Origin of the sequence: Acidicapsa ligni (assembly GCF_025685655.1) — a bacterium.
Lineage (GTDB): Bacteria > Acidobacteriota > Terriglobia > Terriglobales > Acidobacteriaceae > Acidicapsa > Acidicapsa ligni.
On sequence record NZ_JAGSYG010000004.1, the window covers coordinates 622,763 to 643,128 of the forward strand.

General features: G+C 55.8%; 14 protein-coding genes and 1 tRNA gene. 5 read left to right on the top strand and 10 right to left on the bottom strand.

Annotated elements, in window-relative coordinates; all coding sequences use genetic code 11:
• Window positions 1-59: 59 nt before the first annotated feature.
• Together OHL19_RS16785 and OHL19_RS16790 are read right to left on the bottom strand one after the other, a co-directional pair.
• Complete coding sequence (locus OHL19_RS16785) at window positions 60-3,038, bottom strand: ligand-binding sensor domain-containing protein (protein ID WP_263358902.1); 2,979 nt, start codon at window positions 3,036-3,038, stop codon at window positions 60-62.
• A gap of 434 nt (window positions 3,039-3,472) precedes the next feature.
• On the bottom strand, window positions 3,473-4,108 hold the full coding sequence (locus tag OHL19_RS16790) for a TetR/AcrR family transcriptional regulator (protein ID WP_263358904.1): 636 nt from the start codon (window positions 4,106-4,108) through the stop codon (window positions 3,473-3,475).
• A 60-nt stretch (window positions 4,109-4,168) separates the two neighbouring features.
• Between OHL19_RS16790 and OHL19_RS16795 the strand changes: the two genes are divergently transcribed.
• Window positions 4,169-4,738, top strand: a complete 570-nt coding sequence (locus OHL19_RS16795; protein ID WP_263358905.1) for an isochorismatase family protein — start codon at window positions 4,169-4,171, stop codon at window positions 4,736-4,738.
• The gene (locus OHL19_RS16800) at window positions 4,731-6,173 is read left to right on the top strand and encodes a DHA2 family efflux MFS transporter permease subunit (protein ID WP_263358906.1); all 1,443 of its coding nucleotides are present in this window, start codon (window positions 4,731-4,733) and stop codon (window positions 6,171-6,173) included. Before OHL19_RS16795 ends, OHL19_RS16800 begins: the two co-directional genes overlap by 8 nt.
• 84 nt (window positions 6,174-6,257) lie before the next feature.
• Here OHL19_RS16800 and OHL19_RS16805 read toward each other — a convergent pair.
• The 5 genes from OHL19_RS16805 to OHL19_RS16825 all read right to left on the bottom strand — a co-directional run bounded on the left by OHL19_RS16805 (window position 6,258) and on the right by OHL19_RS16825 (window position 10,386).
• A tRNA-Pro gene (locus OHL19_RS16805) sits at window positions 6,258-6,334 on the bottom strand.
• A gap of 428 nt (window positions 6,335-6,762) precedes the next feature.
• Window positions 6,763-7,248, bottom strand: a complete 486-nt coding sequence (locus OHL19_RS16810; protein ID WP_396126788.1) for a HEAT repeat domain-containing protein — start codon at window positions 7,246-7,248, stop codon at window positions 6,763-6,765.
• 145 nt (window positions 7,249-7,393) lie between these two features.
• Window positions 7,394-7,807 (bottom strand): hypothetical protein, encoded by a 414-nt coding sequence (locus tag OHL19_RS16815; RefSeq protein WP_263358908.1) that lies wholly within the window; start codon window positions 7,805-7,807, stop codon window positions 7,394-7,396.
• 183 nt (window positions 7,808-7,990) lie between these two features.
• The gene (locus tag OHL19_RS16820) at window positions 7,991-8,269 is read right to left on the bottom strand and encodes a hypothetical protein (RefSeq protein WP_263358909.1); all 279 of its coding nucleotides are present in this window, start codon (window positions 8,267-8,269) and stop codon (window positions 7,991-7,993) included.
• 650 nt (window positions 8,270-8,919) lie between these two features.
• On the bottom strand, window positions 8,920-10,386 hold the full coding sequence (locus OHL19_RS16825) for an RHS repeat-associated core domain-containing protein (protein WP_263358910.1): 1,467 nt from the start codon (window positions 10,384-10,386) through the stop codon (window positions 8,920-8,922).
• Between the two features lie 57 nt (window positions 10,387-10,443).
• On the opposite strand from OHL19_RS16825, the gene OHL19_RS16830 reads away from it, so the two are divergent.
• Window positions 10,444-11,682 (top strand): serine hydrolase domain-containing protein, encoded by a 1,239-nt coding sequence (locus tag OHL19_RS16830; protein WP_263358911.1) that lies wholly within the window; start codon window positions 10,444-10,446, stop codon window positions 11,680-11,682.
• 34 nt (window positions 11,683-11,716) lie between these two features.
• Complete coding sequence (gene mmuM / locus OHL19_RS16835; RefSeq protein ID WP_263358912.1) at window positions 11,717-12,622, top strand: homocysteine S-methyltransferase; 906 nt, start codon at window positions 11,717-11,719, stop codon at window positions 12,620-12,622.
• Between the two features lie 278 nt (window positions 12,623-12,900).
• Here the strand turns inward: mmuM and OHL19_RS16840 are convergent, their stop codons facing one another.
• Entirely contained in the window at window positions 12,901-14,121 is a 1,221-nt protein-coding gene (locus OHL19_RS16840; RefSeq protein WP_396126789.1) for an acyl-CoA dehydrogenase family protein, read from the bottom strand.
• A gap of 309 nt (window positions 14,122-14,430) precedes the next feature.
• On the opposite strand from OHL19_RS16840, the gene OHL19_RS16845 reads away from it, so the two are divergent.
• Window positions 14,431-17,049, top strand: coding sequence for a M1 family metallopeptidase (locus tag OHL19_RS16845; RefSeq protein ID WP_263358913.1), 2,619 nt, complete (start codon window positions 14,431-14,433; stop codon window positions 17,047-17,049).
• A gap of 107 nt (window positions 17,050-17,156) precedes the next feature.
• Here the strand turns inward: OHL19_RS16845 and aspS are convergent, their stop codons facing one another.
• Both aspS and hisS read right to left on the bottom strand, forming a co-directional pair.
• On the bottom strand, window positions 17,157-19,028 hold the full coding sequence (aspS, locus tag OHL19_RS16850; RefSeq protein ID WP_263358914.1) for an aspartate--tRNA ligase: 1,872 nt from the start codon (window positions 19,026-19,028) through the stop codon (window positions 17,157-17,159).
• A 13-nt stretch (window positions 19,029-19,041) separates the two neighbouring features.
• A complete protein-coding gene (gene hisS, locus OHL19_RS16855) occupies window positions 19,042-20,352 on the bottom strand; it encodes a histidine--tRNA ligase (RefSeq protein ID WP_263358915.1) in 1,311 nt (436 codons plus the stop codon).
• Window positions 20,353-20,366: the final 14 nt, after the last annotated feature.

Sequence of the window (20,366 nt, forward strand, 5' to 3'; positions counted from 1 at the left end):
CTTATCGAGTGCAGGCAGCTCTAACGCAGCAACGAAGCGTCTGGATACATGTCCAGAACTCACATCTCATGATTGCCAATCGTCCTGCGATACAGTCTCCGAAGATTGGCAAAGATGCCTGTATCGGGATTCAGGAAGCTCACATTGCCCGGCACGATCACGGAGATATCCGTTCCGGATTCAGTGGAACTTAGGATCGTCAGCCTTCCCTGGATGCGGGCGGCACGCTCGCGCATACCCTGCAAACCATGATGGTCCTCACGTCCACTCGCGGCATACCCAGGATCGATACCGACCCCATTGTCCCCAACATGCAGCGTCAGGTTCTGGCCATACGTCAGGTCAATGCTCAGACGGCTTCCGTGCGAATGGGCTTTTGCATTTTGAATCGCCTCATATCCGATTCGATACAGTTCGTCGCGAACAATCGGATGCAACTCGCGTGCATCCCCAATGATCGAAACCGACACCGTCATTCTCTCCGGCACAACCCCGTTTTCAGCAGCCCGTCGTAGAGCAGGCCCAAGCTCGTTTTTTAATGTCGTCGAGGATCGCAGCGAGTTCAGCGTGGCACGGCCTTCCGCAATCGCCTGCTCCAGCCAGCCGGAAACCTGTTTTAAAGCACCGTGCATCTTCTCCGCGTTCAGTGGTTCCTCAAGGCCATCGTCAACGACAAATTTGCTGCCCTGAATCGTCTGCAAAAAGGTGTCGTGGAGTTCTCGTGCCATGCGCGTACGTTCCGAGAGTCGCTCATCGAAGCGAGCGCCAATAACCTTTGCCATCTGCAAAACGCGAATGCGATAGATCACCCAGATAAAACAAATCGCCGTAACTAAGCACGCGATAAAGAATATGCGCGTCTGGTACCAGGCAGGAAGCACCTCAAAAGATAAGCTCGTACCCTGCGTGTTCCATACCCCATCGCTATTGCTGGCGATCACCTGAAACCTGTATTTACCCGGCGAAAGATTGTTGTAGAACGCCTGCCTGCGTGAGCCGGCATCGTGCCACATCTTCTCTCCTCCATGCAGTATGTAGCGAAAACGTATCTTCTGCGGCATGGCAAAGCTAGGCGCGGTGTAGTCAATCTCCAGTTCGTTCTTGATCGGGGGCAGACGCAGACCATTCGTAACCGCATAAGTCTGCCGGTCAACAACCATATCCTCGACATAGACCGGCGGAACGACGTCACTCATCCGATGCGACGGGTCGACAGTCTGCAATACAACTCCGTTCACAAACCAAAGGTGGCCATCCGGACTCTTGGCAGCTCCATTAAAAGGAGCATAACCAGCCTCTGTGCCGTCCAAAGAATCCAGAAGTCGGAACTGCACTTGACTGTCAGATTTAGCCCACCATTCTTCCACCTCAACCCGCGGAATATCGATGAGCCCGCATTGAGCGTACAACCATAAGTCACCGTGATCATCCGTGATCAACGCTTGGATGTCGTCACAGGGAAGACCGTTCTTTACGGTCATCGTCAGCTGTTTCCCGTTCTTCCACGCGACAACCCCGGTCGATGTAGCTCCCATGACGGAGCCATCGGAACCGACGAATAGTTGGTTGAACCTGGATGTTTCGCCAGGCATCCCCGTGTGCCCAAAATGAAAGATGTCGAGCTTGCCATTGGCGTACCGCCCAAGGTCACCGCTGATTAGACCTAACCAGAGAGCGCCGTCGGGCGCAGCCGCGACTTTTCGTGCTGCCGGCACTTGCGTCGACAGGAATTCCTGTTGCACGGTATCGTTCTTGATCTGAACAAGTCTTCGCGGAGAGCCGCTGATTTCAGCCCAGACAGTGTGTTTCGTATCCTCCGCCAATCCCACGACGAATCCCAGTGGAGAGCCGTCGGGTTTGTTTATGCGACGGAACATGCCGTTCTCGTAAATGTTCAGGGTATTGTCGATTCCCACCCAGAGCCTGTTCCGGTCGTCTTCAAGAAGCGATGTCACCTGGTCGCCAGGCAGGCCCTTCTTAGTTTGCAGGGAGGAGATAGTCCCATTGCGAATAGAGCCCAGGTCTCCCGAGCCTCCGGCCCAGATCGTCCCATCATGTGTAGCAAGAACAGAGTCAACCTCATCCGTCCCTAATCCTCCGAGACCTGGCACGTTCGTTACGCGGAGATCACGGAAGCAATCGAGCCCCTTTGTAGTCGCCGCCCAGACATCCCCATCGTTGTCTTCGTAGAAGGCAACGATATAGTCACCCGAAAGGCCATCCGAACTACGAAATCGATCTATTTTGCCATTACGAATTCGGTAGATGCCCTGCGCCTCAGTGCCAATCCACAAGCTGCCCTGCCTATCGGACAACAGAACGGTTACATCCAGAGAGCTTCCGTCAAGACCAGGAGCAAGAAACGGCTTCAACGCCCCGTGGACCACTTGTTCAAGTCCCAGTCCTGGACCGGCAGGGCTGATTCCTGCCAGCACGGTGCCATTCCGTAGAGTGGCAATTGCCATTACCCCCTGAGACGGATTCTCTTGCAGTCCTCTTAGCCTTAAAGTACTGACTGAGCCAGGTCGCCATTGCGTGAGAGAGACAGTGTCCCCGATCCAAAGAGAGCCGGAGGCATCCTCCATGAGGGTCGCACCTCCTTGAAGAGGAACTCCATCCTTCCGGTCGTAGCATTGGGTTTTGAGGCCCACTACCTTGCAAAACGCGACATTGTCCGGATCCTGCAGTAGATGGCGTGAGAACCATACTTCTCCGTTGAGTCGCTCGATCACTGCATCGATGCGGCCCATCGAATCCGGATACTGGACGAGCTTATGACCGACCAGATGTACCAGTCCAAAGTCTGTACCGATCCAGAGACTCCCATCACGCGCCCCAAGCAGTGATAAGGTCCTGAGGGAAGATACCTGATCTCCGGGCTCTGGAACATACGGAACGAACCGTACACCATCAAAGCGTACGAGTCCGTCCATTGTTCCGATCCACAGGTATCCATCGGACGTCTGGGCAACTGCGTAGGGGCGGCTATTGAAGAATCCGTCCTGCAACTTCCAGACAGAATGGCGATACTGCGACATCTGCCGACTGGGATCGACCGCCCACGCGGTGCAAGTTACCCAGAGCAATAAGAAACATAGTCGGAGTAAACGCGAGGTCTTCAACTTGGCCACCTTGGGGATTCTAGGCACACTGTTCCTGGGTCAGGTTGCAGAGCTAAGTTGATTCCTGCGAACTAATACGTATTTCATCGTGGGCGAACCAGCAACATCCAGCATCAAGCCCATACAATCCGCATCAACAAATACTCGCCTTAGAGTTTCACCATAGCGCATTTGGGGCATTCGCGGATCCTCAGAATCTGCTACCGGCGCACTGTAGATTTCTAGAGTTCAAACTCCGAGTTCAAACCCGGATTTCAAGCCCAGACTTCAGGCCCAGACTTCGAGCACCCCGCATCGTTCTCCAACATCGTTCTCCAGCCCAATCCACCAGCGTCGGCTGGTGGATTGGCCTAGCCACGCAGGATCGTGGTGAGATAGGTCGTAAGGATAACTTTGTAGTCGGCGACGATGATCGGCTGGTCCTCTGGAGTGGACTCGGCAAAGAGGCGAGTCATGCCGCTGACAGTTTGGATGACCACATTGGCGCTGAGGAATGCGCGGCCTTCGGTCAGTGCCGGGTTTTTGGCCCGGAATGCGTTGGCGATAGCGAGGCGAAGCGCGCGTCGGCTCGCAGGGTCGCGTCGGAAGCGAACACGTGCTGTCTGCAGCGCCAGATAGCAGGGATGCTGGTGGACAACGCGGAGCATCGTTTCGATGAAAATATTTGCGAACTTCTGCGGAGTCAGGCCTGGGGCCTGATCGATGAGCGACTTCCACTCGGTTTCGATGGCATGGCCGTATTGCTTCAGCAGCGCAAGGACAACGGAGTTCTTGTCAGGGAAGTAGTGGTAAAGGCCGCCGATAGAAGTGTTGCTGCGCGCCGCGATGGCGGTCATCGTGGTTGCCTCGAAGCCGACCTCGGCAAATAGACCTGCGGCGACGTCAAGGATAGCTGCGAGAGTTCGCTCGGAGCGCTCCTGCTGCGGTGGCCGGCGAACAGCCTTGCTTGGCGTGGCTTTTTTCGGGTTTGACGAAACCGAGGGCATCCTCGTATTCTAACTCGGAAGGCAAACCGAGGGAGTCCTCGGTTTATAAAAGGAGACAGGGTGAGCGATCTGCATCTGGTTACAAAGAAAACAGCGCTGGTAGTAATCGACTTGCAAAAGGGAATTGTCGGGCGACCAATTGTTCCACACGCGGCACCCGAGATCCTGGAGCGCTCAAGCCGTCTGGCCAGGGCTATACGGGAAAAGGGCGGCACAGTGGTATATGTGCGCGTGGACTTCAACGACTTTCTGAGGCTGCCTGTCGATCAGCCGCCCGCGATTCCTGAGGGGCCGCTGCCAGCGGAGCTTTCAGAGATTGTGCCGGAAGCGGGGATGTTGCCCGGCGATGCGTTGATAACAAAGCGGCATCATGGTGCCTTCGCCCGCACCGAACTGGAGAGCCTGTTAAAGACGCATGGCGTGGAAACCGTTGTAATTTGCGGCGTTTCGACCAGCGTTGGCGTGGAGTCGACAGCGCGGCAGGGTACAGGATTGGGCTTCGCATTCGTGGTGGTGGAAGATGCGTGCGGCGCGATGACAGTTGAGGAGCATGAGTACGCGGTCAGGACAATTTTCCCGCGGCTGTCAAAGGTGCGATCGACGGATCAAGTGATCGCAGCCCTTGCTTAAAACCGCGCCCAAAAACGAACCAAAGACGAAGGCCGCAGAGCGGCTTCCGGCAGGCATCTGGAAGGTTGGGACAGTAGCGATCCTGGGATCGTTTCTGTCCCAACTGGACGCAACGGTAGTCAATGTGTCGCTGCCGACGCTGGCTGTGGAACTGCACAGTGCACTTTCGACGATCCAGTGGGTGACGAGCGGATACCTGCTGGCACTGGCGTTGATGCTGCCGATGAATAGTTGGCTGGTGGAGCGGATCGGCGCAAAGAGGCTGTACGTGTGGTGCTTCGCCACGTTTACGCTGTCGTCGGCGCTATGCGGAGCAGCATGGTCGGCGGAATCGCTGGTTGGGTTTCGTGTGCTGCAGGGCATGAGTGGCGGCTTGCTGGCCCCTATGGCGCAGATGATGATTGCTCGCGCGGCCGGTAAGCACATGGCGCGCGTAATGGGCTATGCGGCACTGCCGATTCTACTGGGTCCGATTTTGGGACCGGTGCTGGCTGGAACAATTCTGCAACATGCTTCGTGGCGTTGGCTCTTCCTGGTCAATGTGCCGGTATGCCTGGCGGGAATCGTAATGGCGGTGTTGTTTCTGCCGGATGATAGCGGCGAGCGCAGGCTGCGTGCCTTCGATGGCATGGGGTTCGCGCTGCTGTCGCCAGGGCTTGTGCTGTTTCTTTACAGTAGCGACCATTTGCAGGAGACGACTGGGCGCGTGCTGATGGGTATTGCGGCAGTGCTGCTGGGGCTGTTTGTGCGGCATGGCATGGTGAAGGGCGAAGGCGCGCTTCTGGATCTGGAGCTGTTTCAGCGGAAGGTGTTTGCTACCGCAGCCTCGACACAGTTTCTGTCGAATGGCGTTTCCTATGCCGCGCAGATGCTTGTGCCTTTCTACCTAATCCGTGTGTGCGGAAAATCGCCAAGCGAGACGGGTCTAATGCTGGCGCCGCTGGGCCTGGGAATGGTGTGCGTCTACCCGATGATGGGGAAGCTCACGCAGCGTTTTGGGATTCGGCGGGTGGCGGCGACAGGGGCCGCGCTGGCGCTGGCGGGGCTTGTGCCGATGGTATTCCTGGCGAACTACGGGTTAGTGACGGCGGTGTTTGTGGCGGCGCTGGTGGTGCGTGGTTTGGGGCAGGGCGCTGTCGGAATTCCGTCGATCACGGCGGCCTACGCTTCGGTGCCGAAACGCGAGCTGCCGATGGCGACGACTTCGCTTAATATTGTGCAGCGGCTGGGCGGACCGACGCTGACTACGGCGTGCGCGACCTTCCTGGCGTGGCGTATGAGGCTAGGCGGCGGCGATTCGGCAAAGGCATTTGTGGCAGGGTTTGCGCTGCTTTGCGGGCTACAGGCGCTGGTGCTGTTGTCGGCGCTACAGTTGCCGACGCGCGTGGAGAGCCCAGTAAACGAGAAGATGCAGTTGGATGCAGCGGCTGAGTAGCTTCTAAAGCCAATTTTCAGTGGGATGACACGCGGTAGTGCCACTGCTCGCCAACTGAATTTTGCCAAGCAAATTTTATAAGATTGGTCGGGGAGAGAGGATTCGAACCTCCGACCCCCTGGTCCCGAACCAGGTGCTCTACCAGGCTGAGCCACTCCCCGACGTGTTGGTTAATCCCCGGTAATGTTGATTTTAACGCATTCAGGCAGATGCCGCAAACTGAGCAGAATTGGGACCATTGGGACCAACTGGCAATTTGATTGACAAATCTGCCCCGGTATTCTGGCCTGCAAACAGACCCATTTCTGACGCCATCCGCTGACGGAACCCATCTTGGAAGTGCGTATAGATTGAGGTAGTTCGCAGATTTGCATGTCCCACCCATTCGGTAATCAAGTCGCCCGGAACACCACTTGCCTGCAAAACTGAGACCCGGCCATGTTCTGCGATAGAGCGAGTGTAGATGCCCTGTACGAAGCTGGTAAGGGCATCCGAGCGAACGCCTCCAAGCTCTTCACTTTTTGATCTGAGGATGTAAGAGCCCGGACAACACCCCGACGTGTCCACGCCCCGACCAGACTCAGCTTTCCTAAAGTTGTTCGCCGAGTTCCTTTTCGACGCGCTCCATAGTCAACCTGTCGGCTCTAAAGAGAGGGTTACGAGCGGCATGTGACACGGCTTCGAGAGCAGATCGTACTTGAGCAGGAGTTAGTTCAGCTACGCCCAACGCGCTGGCGGATGCAGACCTAACACGATAGTCCGAAGAAGATAACAATTTCAGCAGCTCTGAGAACTGCTTTTCGTCTCCCATTAAGAAAAGAGCATCGGCGAAGCCAACTCTCGCATTGTCATCTGTTTCTGTTTCTAGTGCGTGTTGTATCTCTGCAATATACTTCCTGCCATCCAACTGAGCGATAGCCCCCGCTGCATAGGCCCTAACTAAAGCATTTTCATCTTGAAGTTTTGCAGCGATCAGCGGGAGTGCCTTTCTATCACCGATCTGGTCTAGGCTTTCAAGTGTGACGATTCTGACCAGGAACGCGGAGTCGCCCAATAATGGATAAAGCCAAGGCACCGCTATAGATTCTTCTTCATGAAGAGAGCCGAGACACTCGACCGCTGAATATCGAACGGATCCGGTCGCCACGGATGCCAGATGGAGGCTCCAGACGCAGCGAGGCCGCCCCCAGAGGGAAGGCCTGCCGACGTAGGAGAGGGAGCTATACGATTGCGCCAGCGAACTTACGATCCAACGATTCGCGACGATGTAAAAGGTCTACAGACTCGGCTAGCAGGACGCAACTGGCCCCATAAGACGGATTGATCTCTAAAACGATGAGGTTCTGTTCTAGGGCCTTAGCCAAGAGTTTCTGCGCCTGATCCTGACCGGTTGCTCCCTCCGCCAGCCCATAGGCCCTCGTGATGTCCTGGAGAGTGAGTTCCTCCTTTTGACGCGTCACCACTTCGAAAACGATGTTTCCAGCTTTGAAGCCATCCGCTGCCAGAGCCACCACGCCATTAGCGACAACAAGAAAAGGCTGTCTCTCTTCGGTGCTCAGGAACACCTGGACGGACTTCTGATCTATCAGAAGTCCGTCCAACCAACCGTCGTGGAATTGATCGTAATTCTTCATCTTGTTCGACTCCTCATTGCGGCTTAGATCGGTGGGCTTCAAGGGCCGTCCCGATCCACGATCTTCGTGAGTCGGCGGCTACCATCTGCGGGACGCCCGATGTCATGTGCATGGGGATCGCCCTGACTGTGATCGTGCCCATGATCCACGTCGGTTTCTGGATGCCCGTCTGGTTCGTACCTTCTAGCCTGTTTGGGACTTCCATCCGGCTGTGCCGTCTGCGACTAGGAGCCAGGTTGTCCAGTCCAAGGATTCGACGTAGGCTGATTGGTCTGCGTTCCTGGTGTTGCTGCCGCAGTCGTCGGAGCTGGCGTTGCGCCGACGGGCGCTGCGGGTGGCGGAGGCGGCAGTCAGGGCCGCGAAGCGGTCGGAGCGAGAGCGCAGAGCCTTGAACGGACGCCAGAGCGCAGGGTATTTCGGCCACCAACGCCCCGGCCCTGTGTTTTCAACACGTTCACGCACAGCAACCGCCGCGTTTACGCAGAACCTCCACCGAAGCCCATTTTTTCCTCTTAGCCGCTGATTCCACACGCGTTCACCCACAGCAACCTGTAAACACCAGTGTTTTCCCATCTTGCAGCTGTAGATCGCTCATTTCATTGTGGTTCCCGCAGAGGAACCTAAAGTTCCTCCACAGCTCCCATTCGGGGGTGACGTGTCACCCCTATTCCGATGCCGGAGGCAGCGCGCTCTTTCTCCCGGTCGCCACAGGCCGCCGAATGCAGGCCAACGACACAGTAAGGCATCAGGGAAGGACCTCATTACTGGACTTCTACTCCTGTCTTGATGGCTTACGTCTGTGCTTTCGAAACCCATTTAGGCACACCTTTACTCCGATCAAGAATGGCACCGCAGAAAGGATCCCGAACGCCAACGATTGCTTTTCGTATGCGACAGCCAAGAAGCCGACCCCGCATAGGATAAAGGCAATGCCGAACATCCAAGCGCCTATCCTCTGCACAAGAGGAGCGTCGGGTGAGCCTTTCCACAAGAACACATCAACATCTCGTGTGTTTCGAAGTGGATCGGGCCAAACAGTATTACGTTGCTTCGCCTCGATCTCTTCGAGGAGCCTCTCTTGAGCGGAGATTTTGACTTTTCTCATCATTTGCCTACTTTGACAATCCACAACCAACTGAAGACACGAATTGGTCTAAGAGCAAACCAGCAGCGCTAAACTTGCTATCAGCTTCTGCGTTTCCGAATGCCCTCACTTGGCGCGAACTCCCTATTTGCATCTTAGTGCCCACACCAAATCTACCCATGGCTGATTCATCGCTAGGTGATGACCTTGGCTGCTGTTTGGTCCACATTTGCATCGCTGCTTGGTGAATGGCCATCGCATCGACTGGATCTACAAGACATTCAAACGCTCCCGGCGGCGGCGGTGGCGGAGTGCGTGGAGTCGGCCCTATTGTGGCGGGATTCTCTATATACAAACCGCCGGGGATACCGTAGCCAGTTAGGGCAATATTATTAGTCTTACCCGAAAGCCACTCGGTCGTTGAAACACCTGTAGGAGCTGACCAGTCCGAAACATTAGTTCCCAGGATCAGATTTCCGCTCGCGTCCGTGAGAGACAAAGTTCCGGTAGTCGGGTCTAGGGTGCCTCCCGTCGACTTTTCCGTACAACCATCGCAGTCTATGTAATGTCCTGCGTTGGCCTTTTCCTCTGTTGAATTGTCGCAATCCCCAGTGTTCGTGGTGAAGGTCCCATCGCCTTTATCATTAACGCAGTCCATCCCTGTTGGATCGGTATTAACCAGCGGGTTGTTCCGACCATAGCTGTACAGGTTGAGGCTTTGAGGGTTTGTTTGATCTGCATAGGCCAACTGCGATGGATCGGGGCTCATAAAGCGCCCCATTGAGCTTGCGTAATACCTGGCCCCGAAGTAGTCATTGCCACTCTCAGCGTCACGTTCATTGCCGGTGAACTTGTAGTTGTTGGGCGAAGAGGACGCAGCGAGTTCCTGTCCGAAGGGGTAGTAGGTATCTGAGGACACCGGCCAGCCTTCCGCACCGATCTCCATTCGCGTACTGCCAAGCTGATCGCTGATGTAGTAGTTCGTGGTTTCGACAGGCTTCTGGATGTAGAAGAACGTCGTCACACTGGAGTTTGCGTTTGTCACACCGGACGTCCCAGAGAAGCTCAACCCTGCGGAGGGGGATTGATTGTAGATCTGGGTCACGGTTCCATTGGTGCTCACAATTGCGGCCTTGGCAATGAACAGGAACCAGGAACCGGCAGGCGTCTCCGGCCCAGCCACAAGCGAGGCAGTCGAAACCGTCTTGCCTGCATAGCTGGCCAGATTCACCGTCCGCAACTGCCAGGTTGTTTGGCTCTGGTTGCCGTCGGCTGCCAGGGGCTGTCCGTTCTCGTCTGTGGTGCTGTCGGCGTTCGTGCCGTCGGTGAAGCCGAGATGGATACCGCCCACTACGCCTCCGGACTGCGTCTGGCGGAAGCCCAGAATATCGCCGCTTTGGATCGTGTATCCGCTCAAAGGAAGCGTCCATGAGGCAGACTGGCCTGTCCCGCTGAAGGTCGCCTGTACTCCGAGACCTTTGTCCGAGTTCGCCAAATGTGTCGGTGAACCGGCTTACGGAACCAACTTATGCCCGAACGCGTATGACCCTGCATGAAACGACTCCTGCCTTTTGTCGCTGTTGTGTCTGTCTTATCGTCTTTTGCTTCTTTCTTTGCGCTGGCGGAAGATAACCATGCTGCTCCGGCGACAATCCGCCGTCTGGACGGATCGACGATATCCGGCTCTGACGCAGAATCTTTTGCAAAAAAGACGCTCGAAGCAGCCCATGTTACTGGTGCCCAGATCGCCGTTCTCAACTCCGGCCATCTGGTTTGGAGCGCCGCTTTCGGCCAACGCCGTACTGCTGAAACTGGAGCTTCTCTACTCATGGATACTGACACTACCCTTTGGGCTGCCTCCATTACCAAGAGCGTTTTCTCAACCTATGTGATGCAGTTGGTCGAGCGCGGCGAATTCAATCTCGATCTGCCTATTTCGCAGCAACTCCCTCAACCACTCGATACTTACGAGCCATACAAATTCAAAGCATCCGCGATCGTTCATGATCCTTTGTGGCTGACGGTTACGCCGCGCATGTTGCTTAGTCATACCTCGGGTCTAGCTAATTTTGCCGATCTCGAAGCGGACAAAAAGATGCGTCTTCGCTTCAAGCCGGGCAGCCAGTTTCTCTACTCCGGCGAGGGCATTAACCTTGTTCAGTTTGTCCTTGAGCAAAGGGCGCAGAAGCCACTGGATCAGATCCTGCAGGAGGCTTTTTTTACGCCGCTCGGCATGGCTCGTACCGGCCTCATTTACCGCACCGAATTTGCCGATGATGTAGCTGACCGCTACGACTTGAACGAAAAATTTCGTTCCAAGACGCAACGGTTTCCAGCGCGTGCTGCCGGCTCCATGACGACCAGCGCTGAAGATCTTGCCCGCTTTGTCTCAGCGCTGTTTGCTGGGAAAATTCTCAAACCGGCGACTATGCAGCAGATGTTTCATCCTTACTTTGTCATCCACGATGAACATGAATTTCCACTCAAGGCAAATGAACCTGAAAGCGCCGAGGCACCTGGGGTTGGTCTTGGCTATGGAGTGGGCTGGGGGCTTTTAACTCACACCAAATTCGGCCCGGCATTCTTTAAAGAAGGTCATGGTGACGGTGCTCAGAACTACATTCTCTGCTTTGAGCGCAGCCAGTCCTGCATGATCATTCTTACCAATAGCGACAATGGAGAACTTGCTTTTCGCCCGTTGTTGGAAACCATTCTCGGAGATACGGTAACTCCGTGGGAATGGGAAGGCTACACGCCGTCTTACATTGAGGCGAGCCGTAAGAATCAATAGTACGCACTGTGGGGCGGCTCGTAAGATGAGTTGTATGACGCCACGCGAGCAGGTCCACATTGCAAAGTTTCGTGTTCTCGATGGCGGTATGGCCTCTGAACTTGAATTTCTTGGTGCGGATATCCGTGGTCCACTCTGGTCTGCGCATGTGCTTGAAGATGCGCCGGAGAAAGTGATTGCAGTCCATCGCTCCTATCTTGAAGCGGGAGCGAATGTGTTACTCACTGCGAGCTATCAAGTTTCGCGCAAAGGCTATGCCGAATACGGACTTGATCGTGGTCGCGCCGATGCAGCGCTGCTGCGCTCGGTGGAGCTTGCGAACAGAGCCCGACGTGCATTTCCTCAAAAAGAAATTCTGATCGCTGCATCGTTGGGGCCTTACGGCGCCGCTCTTCATGATGGCTCTGAATATCACGGTAACTACGATTGCACGTTTGCAGAGCTCGTTCACTTTCACGAGGAACGAATCGCCGTGCTGGCTGGAAGTAACGCCGATCTGCTTGCCTTTGAAACCATTCCCTCACTCGAAGAGGCGCGAGCTATTGGTGACGCATGCAAGTCCTGGCCCGATCTGGCGGTATGGTTTTCGTTTACCTGCCGGAATGCCAACGAGGTGGTTCATGGCGAATCTCTTTGTGCCTGTGCGGAATTCGCAGCGGGCCTATCTCAAACGGTGGCCATAGGGATTAACTGTACTCAGCCTGCTTTTATCCCGGGGCTAATTGCCGAGCTTCGCCGGGCAAGCGATAAGCCGATTGTCGTTTACCCCAATTCTGGCGAGGGATGGGATGCTGAACATCGCTGCTGGACGGGCAGCACAGATCCGGCGGAGTTTGGTGCTCTTGCGAAGGGGTGGTTTTCTGCTGGGGCTGATCTTGTTGGTGGTTGTTGCCGTACTCGGCCTGCTCATATTCGCCAGGTTGCTGCTGCTTTGATTTGATTTAGGGCGAAAGGATGGTGAATCTGCCATGCCTCCGGGGGAGGGGGGCTATGTAGATTTTTGCGGGTTCTTTTGGGGATGATGGATGGACGGGTAGGGGAAGAAGCAGATTCCCTGCGGGAATGACAGACAGAACGGCAAGGGCCACTGCAAAGGCAACTACGAAAGCAAGGCAACTGCAAGGGCAACTGCGAAAGGCAAGGGCTACTACGATGGGCTAGGGTGCGTTAGGTTAATTGTGCTGCAATGGAGGGTAATTTTCTGCAGTGTGGTTTGCTCTAGACTTTCACTGGTTCTGAGAGTAGTTGTTTTGCGATTGTCATCAATTGCATGTTTGAGGTTCCTTCGTAAATCTTTCCGATTTTTGCGTCTCGAAAATACTTTTCTGCTGGGTAGTCCCGCACATATCCGTTGCCGCCGAAGACTTCTACGCACTGGCTGGCTACTCGCTCCGCAATCTGCGAGACGAAATACTTGGTCATGGCGGCCTCGGTTACATATGACAAGCCGGCGTCTTTGCGGCGTGCCGCGTTATAGACCATGAGCCGCGCGGCTGCGATCTCTGTGGCCATTTCTGCGAGTACGAATTGGACGGCCTGGAACTCGACGATGGCCTTCCCAAACTGCTTTCTCTGTTGCGCATATCGTGCCGCATGGTTCCATGCCCCCTGGGCCAGGCCGAGCATCTGTGCGCCGATGCCGATGCGTCCTTCGTTCAACACTTCGATGGCAATCTTGTAGCCTTTGCCCTCTTCGCCGAACAGGCAATCGGCAGGTACTTCGCAGCTATCGAAGAGGACTTCACATGTGCTTGAAGCGCGAATTCCCAGCTTGTCTTCTTTGCGTCCAACGGTGAGTCCGGCTGCCTCGGCTGGAACAATAAACGCGGTGATCCCGCGATATCCAGCCTGGGGATGCAGATTTGCAAATACCAGGAAGACGCCAGCTTCGCGAGCGTTGCTGATCCAGAGCTTGCGCCCTGAGAGTTTGTAGCCTGTGGGGGTCCGGGTCGCGCGAGTTTCCATGGCAAAGGCATCGGACCCTGAGCCAGCCTCACTCAGCGCATACGAACAGATCATGCCGCCTGCCAGCCTGGGCAGCCATGCCTGCTTCTGCGCTTCCGTTCCCCAGCGGCGGAAGGAGTTCACGCTGAGCGTGTTCTGAATATCGACGACCAGCCCTACGGAGGCGTCCACTTCAGACAGCGCCTCGACGGCGAGAATCGCGTCAAAGAAGCTACCGCCAGCCCCGCCCAGCTCCTCTGGAACCTCGATGCCCATGAGGCCCAGATCTGCGAGCTTTGCGATCAATCCCGGTGCAAATTGCTGCTCCTCATCCATGGATCGCACGAGGGGAGAAACCTCTTCTGCAGCGAACCGGCGAATACTTGCCTGCAGCATCCGTTCGTCTTCTGTTAGCTCTGTCAGAGAATTCGGTGGGAGTGGAGATTGAGATTGCGATAAGGACAAGTGGAACCCTCCAGAGCAGCGTGAAAACATCTCAGGCTATCAGAGGCTGCAAAGGATTGGTCAAGTTATGTCGATCTTGGGTGGTCGATCGGTTTGGGGTAATCGCCCTTCTGCTGGGAGTGGAAGAAGCAGATTCTCTTTGGGAATGACAGCCAGAAGGGCAAGGGCAGCGACAAAGGCAAAGGTAAGGGCAGGGCAAAGGGCTAGAACAAAGCTCTGAACTTCGGATACTGCATGCAAGCTGCCCACACTACCCGATATGAAGAGGCTATCCATTGACTTAGGCGTGTAAAAATTAAGGGAGATAATTCCGCAAGCCTGAATTACACGAGGATGGACATGCCTAATCTGTTTTCCCGGACGTCTCACGCCGTCCAGCTCACGGTTCTTTTGACGTTTTTTTTCGTGGCGAATCACGAGGCTTCCGCACAGCGGCTGCCTCAGAACGTAAAGCCTGAACACTACGCTTTGGCGCTTGCGCCCAATCTCACAGATGCCACTTTTACCGGCAAGGAAGTTATCGACGTTGTAGTGGCGAAGCCAGCCAAGGAAATCACGCTGAACTCTGCTGAGATCAAGTTCGGCGCTGTGACTGCCATTGTTGGTGGCAAGGTTTTGACGGCCCAGGTTTCTGAGGATGTGGACAAGCAGCAGGCAACTCTCCACTTTGCGGAGCAGGTTCCTGCGGGCAAGGTGAAGCTGGCTATCAGTTATACCGGCATTCTCAATAACGAGTTGAGGGGCTTCTATCTTTCCAAAACGGCCAAGCGCAATTATGCCGTTACGCAGTTTGAATCGACGGATGCGCGGCGTGCTTTCCCGAGCTTCGACGAGCCGGCTTTCAAGGCGACCTTTGACGTCACGCTGATCGTGGATAAAGGGGACACGGCTATCTCCAACACCAACATCGTTAAAGATGAGCCTGCGCAGGAGACGGACAAGCACGCGATTACCTTTGCTACTACGCCACGCATGTCCAGCTATCTTCTGGCCTTTCTTGTCGGTGATTTTCAATGCCTCTCGGGCTCGAGCGATGGAGTGCCGATTCGTGTTTGCGCTACGCCGGACCAGGTGCAGTACGGCAAGTTTGCTCTTTCAGCGACGGAATATGTGCTGCATTATTACGACACATATTTTGGCATCAAGTATCCGATGCCTAAGCTGGACATGATTGCGCTGCCTGACTTTGAAGCGGGGGCGATGGAGAACTTCGGCGCTATTACGTATCGCGAAACCGATCTGTTGCTTGACTCCGATCATGCGTCTGTCAGTGCGCAGAAAAATGTAGGCATGGTGGTTGCGCACGAGATGGCTCACCAGTGGTTTGGCGACATGGTCACGATGCAATGGTGGGATAATATCTGGCTCAACGAAGGCTTTGCTTCGTGGATGGAGAACAAGCCGCTGGAGGCATGGAAGCCGGAGTGGCATATCTCTCAGGGAGTTGTCCGCGGCAACCAGGGTACGCTCGATCTCGATGCGCAGCGCATCACTCGCACAATTCGCGCCAAGGCTGATACTCCGGATGAAATCAACGAGATGTTCGACGGGATCAGTTATGGCAAAGCGAGCGCGATGCTGCTGATGGTCGAGAACTATCTTGGCGAAGAGACGTTTCGCAAGGGCGTGCATAACTATCTCAGCGCGCATATGTATGGCAACGCCACTGCGGAAGACTTCTGGTCTGCGCAAACGGCCATTAGTCATAAGCCGATCGACAAGATTATGGATAGCCTGGTATCTCAGCCAGGAGTACCGTTCCTTACCTTTGAGCCGCAGCAGGGAAGCAGTGTCAACGTAGCGCAGACACGCTTCTTCCTGAATGCGAATTCCAAATCCGACAAGCCTGAGGTATGGACTCTTCCTGTCTGCTTCAAGTCTTCGGATAACGCGAATTGCGAGATTCTCAGCCGCGATCGGCAGGCGCTCATTCCGCCTTCAGCGCCATTTTTCTTTGCTAACGCGGAGGGCAAGGGCTATTACCGCACGGCCTATCCTGAGGAGGCATATCGTGCGCTCGTTCAGCATGTGGAAAGTGATCTCAAGCCTGAAGAGCGCATCAGTGTTCTCGGGGATGAGTGGGCTCTTGCTCGCTCGGGCAAGGCTAATGTTGGTTCGTTCCTGGACCTGGTGAGCGCGGTTCGCGGCGACTCCAATGCAGATGTGATTGGCTCTGCTTCGGCAGACCTGACCTCAATCTACAACCGCATTGCAGGCAGCACGGAAGATCGCGATCAATTCTCCACGTGGAGCCGCAATCAATTTACAGATGCTTACAAAAAGCTTGGCGGTCCGCAAGCAGACGATGCTCCTGATACTCGTGAACTACGCGCCGACTTGCTCACGCTTGTGGCAGATCTCGGGCGCGATCCTGAAGCGATTGCCCAGGCAAAATCCATTGCATCGAGCAGCATTGCGGATGAGGCGAGCGTCGATCCTACGCTGGCGCATGCGGCTTTGAGTATTGCGGCTCGCAACGGCGATGCTACGTTCTTCGATCTGCTGCTGAGGCAGAGCAGGACGGCTGCCAATCCGCAGTTGAAATCAAGTGCGCAACATGCGCTTGCACTCTTCAGCGATCCTGCGCAGGAGAAGCGCGCCCTCGATTACTTCGTCTCAAGTGAGGTGAGGAATCAGGATGCGATGCTTCTCATCTCCATTGAACTGCAGAGCCCGGCTACGCAGGATTTCGCGTGGCAGTATGTGCAAGATCACTGGACCGAGGTGAGCCGTCAGTTCACTACCTCTGCAGGTGCTTACCTGGTTGGTGCGACGGGTTCTTTCTGCAGCGAAAACAGGCTGCAGCAGGTTACGAGCTTCTTTGATACGCACAAGGTGGCTGCGTCACAGCATGCGCTTACTCGCGCGAAAAATCAGATCAACGATTGCATCGAGCTTCGTGCGGCGCAGGAGCCAAATCTTAAGTCCTGGCTTACAAAATCGGGGCTTGCAAAATAGGGGAGTGCGAAGCGGTAGAAAATTGGTAGCCAACAAGAAGGGCAGTTATCGCGATGCTTGCGATAACTGCCCTTTGTTCTTAGCTGCTTGTTATTTGTTGTTGAGGCTTAGCTCTTCAGAGCTACTCGAAGATATAACTCGCGCAATTGCTGTTCGCTTACTGGAGTTGGTGCATCCACCATGACGTCGACGGCCTTGGCTGTTTTGGGGAAGGCAATTACTTCGCGCAGGCTGGGAGCGCCGGCGAGCAGCATTGCGATGCGATCCAGCCCGAGCGCGATGCCACCGTGCGGCGGAGTGCCATATTCGAGCGCGTCGAGGAAGAATCCAAAGCGAGACCGCGCATCTTCATCGGAAATTCCCAGCGACTTGAAGATCTGCTGCTGCATGTCCTTGCGATGAATACGAATCGATCCCGAACCGAGCTCGAGCCCGTTCATTGCGAGGTCATAGCAACGTGCTCGTACTGCTGCCGGATCGGTAAAGAGCTTGTCCAGATCGCCCTCGTAGGGAGCGGTAAATGGATGATGGGCAGGCACCCATTGGCCGGACTCGCCGTCATGCTCGAACATGGGGAAATCCGTAACCCAGATGGGCTGGAAGGCTTTGCTTCCGTCAAGCAGAGTTGCGTTTGGATCGGCTGTTTCGACCACGGTAGTGGTGATGCCGAAGGCTCCGTGACGATCTGCATATTTACGCGCGAGTTCAACGCGGAAATTTCCGGCTGCGGAATAGATGGCGATTTCACGCTCGGAAAGACGTCCTGGGATCTTTGTATTCGAAGCCTGAATCGGATGTGCCGGATCGCCTGCGACGACGATGACAAAGTCGTTTTCACCGGCGTTTGTCAGTTGGCGCAGCTTCTCGACGGCAGCGGGAAAACCCTTTTCCAGCCGCTTTAGATCGTCGATGAATTTTGCGCCTTTGCGTTGGTCGAAGAGAGGATGATTGTCCTCGCGCTCCTTGCGGCTGAGCACGCCGACATTGGGAATGCGCAAGGCGATGACGGGCAATGAGGCATCCAGATTGAGGGTGGTTAAATCCTCATCTGAAAACGCTTCGCGGACATCGGTTAGACCGGGCAGCCTCAGGTCGGGCTTATCCACGCCAAACTGGCGGATCGCTTCGTCGTAGGTGATCTGGGGGAACGGCGCGGCGAGTGCGACGCCTGCGGCAGCGAAGCCAGCGACGAGGAACTTTTCCACGACGGCGAAGACCATCTCCTGCTGAGGGAAACTCATCTCCAGATCGATCTGTGTGAACTCAAGCTGGCGGTCTGCGCGCAGGTCTTCATCGCGGAAGCAACGCGCAATCTGGAAGTACTTATCGAAGCCCGAGATCATCAGGATTTGCTTGAAGATCTGCGGCGACTGCGGCAGCGCATAAAATTCGCCTGCATGAATGCGGCTTGGCACGAGGAAATCACGCGCGCCTTCGGGTGTCGACTTGTTCAAAATTGGAGTCTCGATCTCCAGAAAGCCCTGGTCGCTCAGGCTCTGACGCACGGCGAGCGTGACGCGATGGCGAATCCAGAAATTGCGTTGCATCTCGGCGCGGCGCAGATCGAGGTAGCGATACTTGAGGCGCACTTCTTCGTTGGCAATGGCTTCTTCGGCAGGCGAAAAAGGCGCCAGTTTCGCGTCGTTCAAGATGAGAATCTGGGTGGCTTCAATCTCGATCTCGCCGGTCGGCATCTTGGGATTGATCGCGAGTGAATCGCGCAGGCGTACCTTGCCGACGGCGGCTACTACATACTCCGGACGAATTGCTTCGCCCTTGGCGTGGCCCTCGGGAGTGAGGTCGCGATCCAGCACAATCTGCGCAATGCCGCTGCGGTCGCGCAGGTCGAGGAAGATCAGATTTCCGTGATCGCGCCGCCGGTTTACCCAGCCCATCAAAACTACTTGCTTACCAGCGTCGGCTGCGCGCAAATCTCCGCACAGATGTGTCCGTTCCAACTTGCCTAAAAAGTCGAGCACCACAGATCCTTTACTAGTACTTGTTTCGGGATGAAAGGAGAAACGCAGCCAACTCCACGCGCGCAACCTTGCTTTGAACGCCGCTGGCGAAGTCCTTGACGGTAAGAATACCGGATTTTGCCTCGTCCTCGCCGAGCATCACGATGGTCCGCGCTACCTTATCCGCGGCTTCAAATGACTTTTTCAAGCGGAACGATCCGTCGCCCAGCTCAATCCGGAGGCCGGGCCGATCCGGTTGGCTGCGGCGAAGTTCGCGTGCGAGTTCGAGTGCAGCGGCATTCTGCGCCTCGCCCAGCGGAGCGATATAGGCGTCGGCGAGCTCTGCTTTGGCTGCTTCGACGGCTTGCAGGGTCAGCACGAGACGGTCTTCGCCCATGGCAAAACCAATGCCGGGAGCTTTGGGTCCGCCGATCAGTTCGCTCAGCCCGTCATAGCGGCCGCCGCCGAGCAGCGCGTTTTGCGCACCGAGGCCGCCGTGCGTGAATTCGAAGGTGGTTCGCGTGTAGTAGTCGAGGCCGCGCACCAGGCGGTGATCGCGGGTGTAGGGAACGCTTGCTGCGTCCAGTGCGGCGCAGACTGCGGCGAAGTGAGCTTTGGAGTCTTCATCCAGGGAGTCGGCGATCCTGGGCAGGGCGTCGATGAACGGCTGATCTTCCGGCACCTTGCAATCGAGGACGCGCAGAGGATTGGTGACGGCGCGGCGCTGGCAGTCCACGCACATCTGGGAGACGATCGGGGCCAGCGCTGCTTTGAGCGTCTCGATGTATTTGGGGCGGTCGCTGGCTGAGCCGACGGAGTTGATCTTTAGCGTCCAGCCGGAGATACCCAGTTCATCGAGCAGGGTTGAAAGCATTTCGAGCACTTCGGCATCGCGCAGGGGCGACTCGGAGCCGGCGGAAACGGGTCCGATGACCTCCGCGCCGATCTGTGAAAACTGCCGGTAGCGGCCTTTTTGCGGGCGTTCGCGGCGGAACTGCGGGCCGATGTAATAGAGCTTCTGCAACTGGCCGGTTTCGCCGAGCTTGTGTTCGATGTAGGCGCGCACCACGCCGGCGGTGTTTTCGGGGCGAAGGGTTAGCTGCTGCGTCTTTTCGGATTGTGCGCGGGCACGATCTTCCCAGGTGTACATTTCCTTGGAGACGATATCGGTTTCTTCGCCTACGCCGCGGGAAAACAGCGCCGTATCTTCAAAGACCGGTGTGCGAATCTCACCGAAGTTATACCGTTCAAAGACGGACCGGGCGGTCGCCTCAATCCGATTCCAAAGCCCTGTCTCCGCGGGTAAAAGATCCCGCGTGCCGCGTACTGCTTTCAATGTGGTCATAGCTTTTCCAGTCT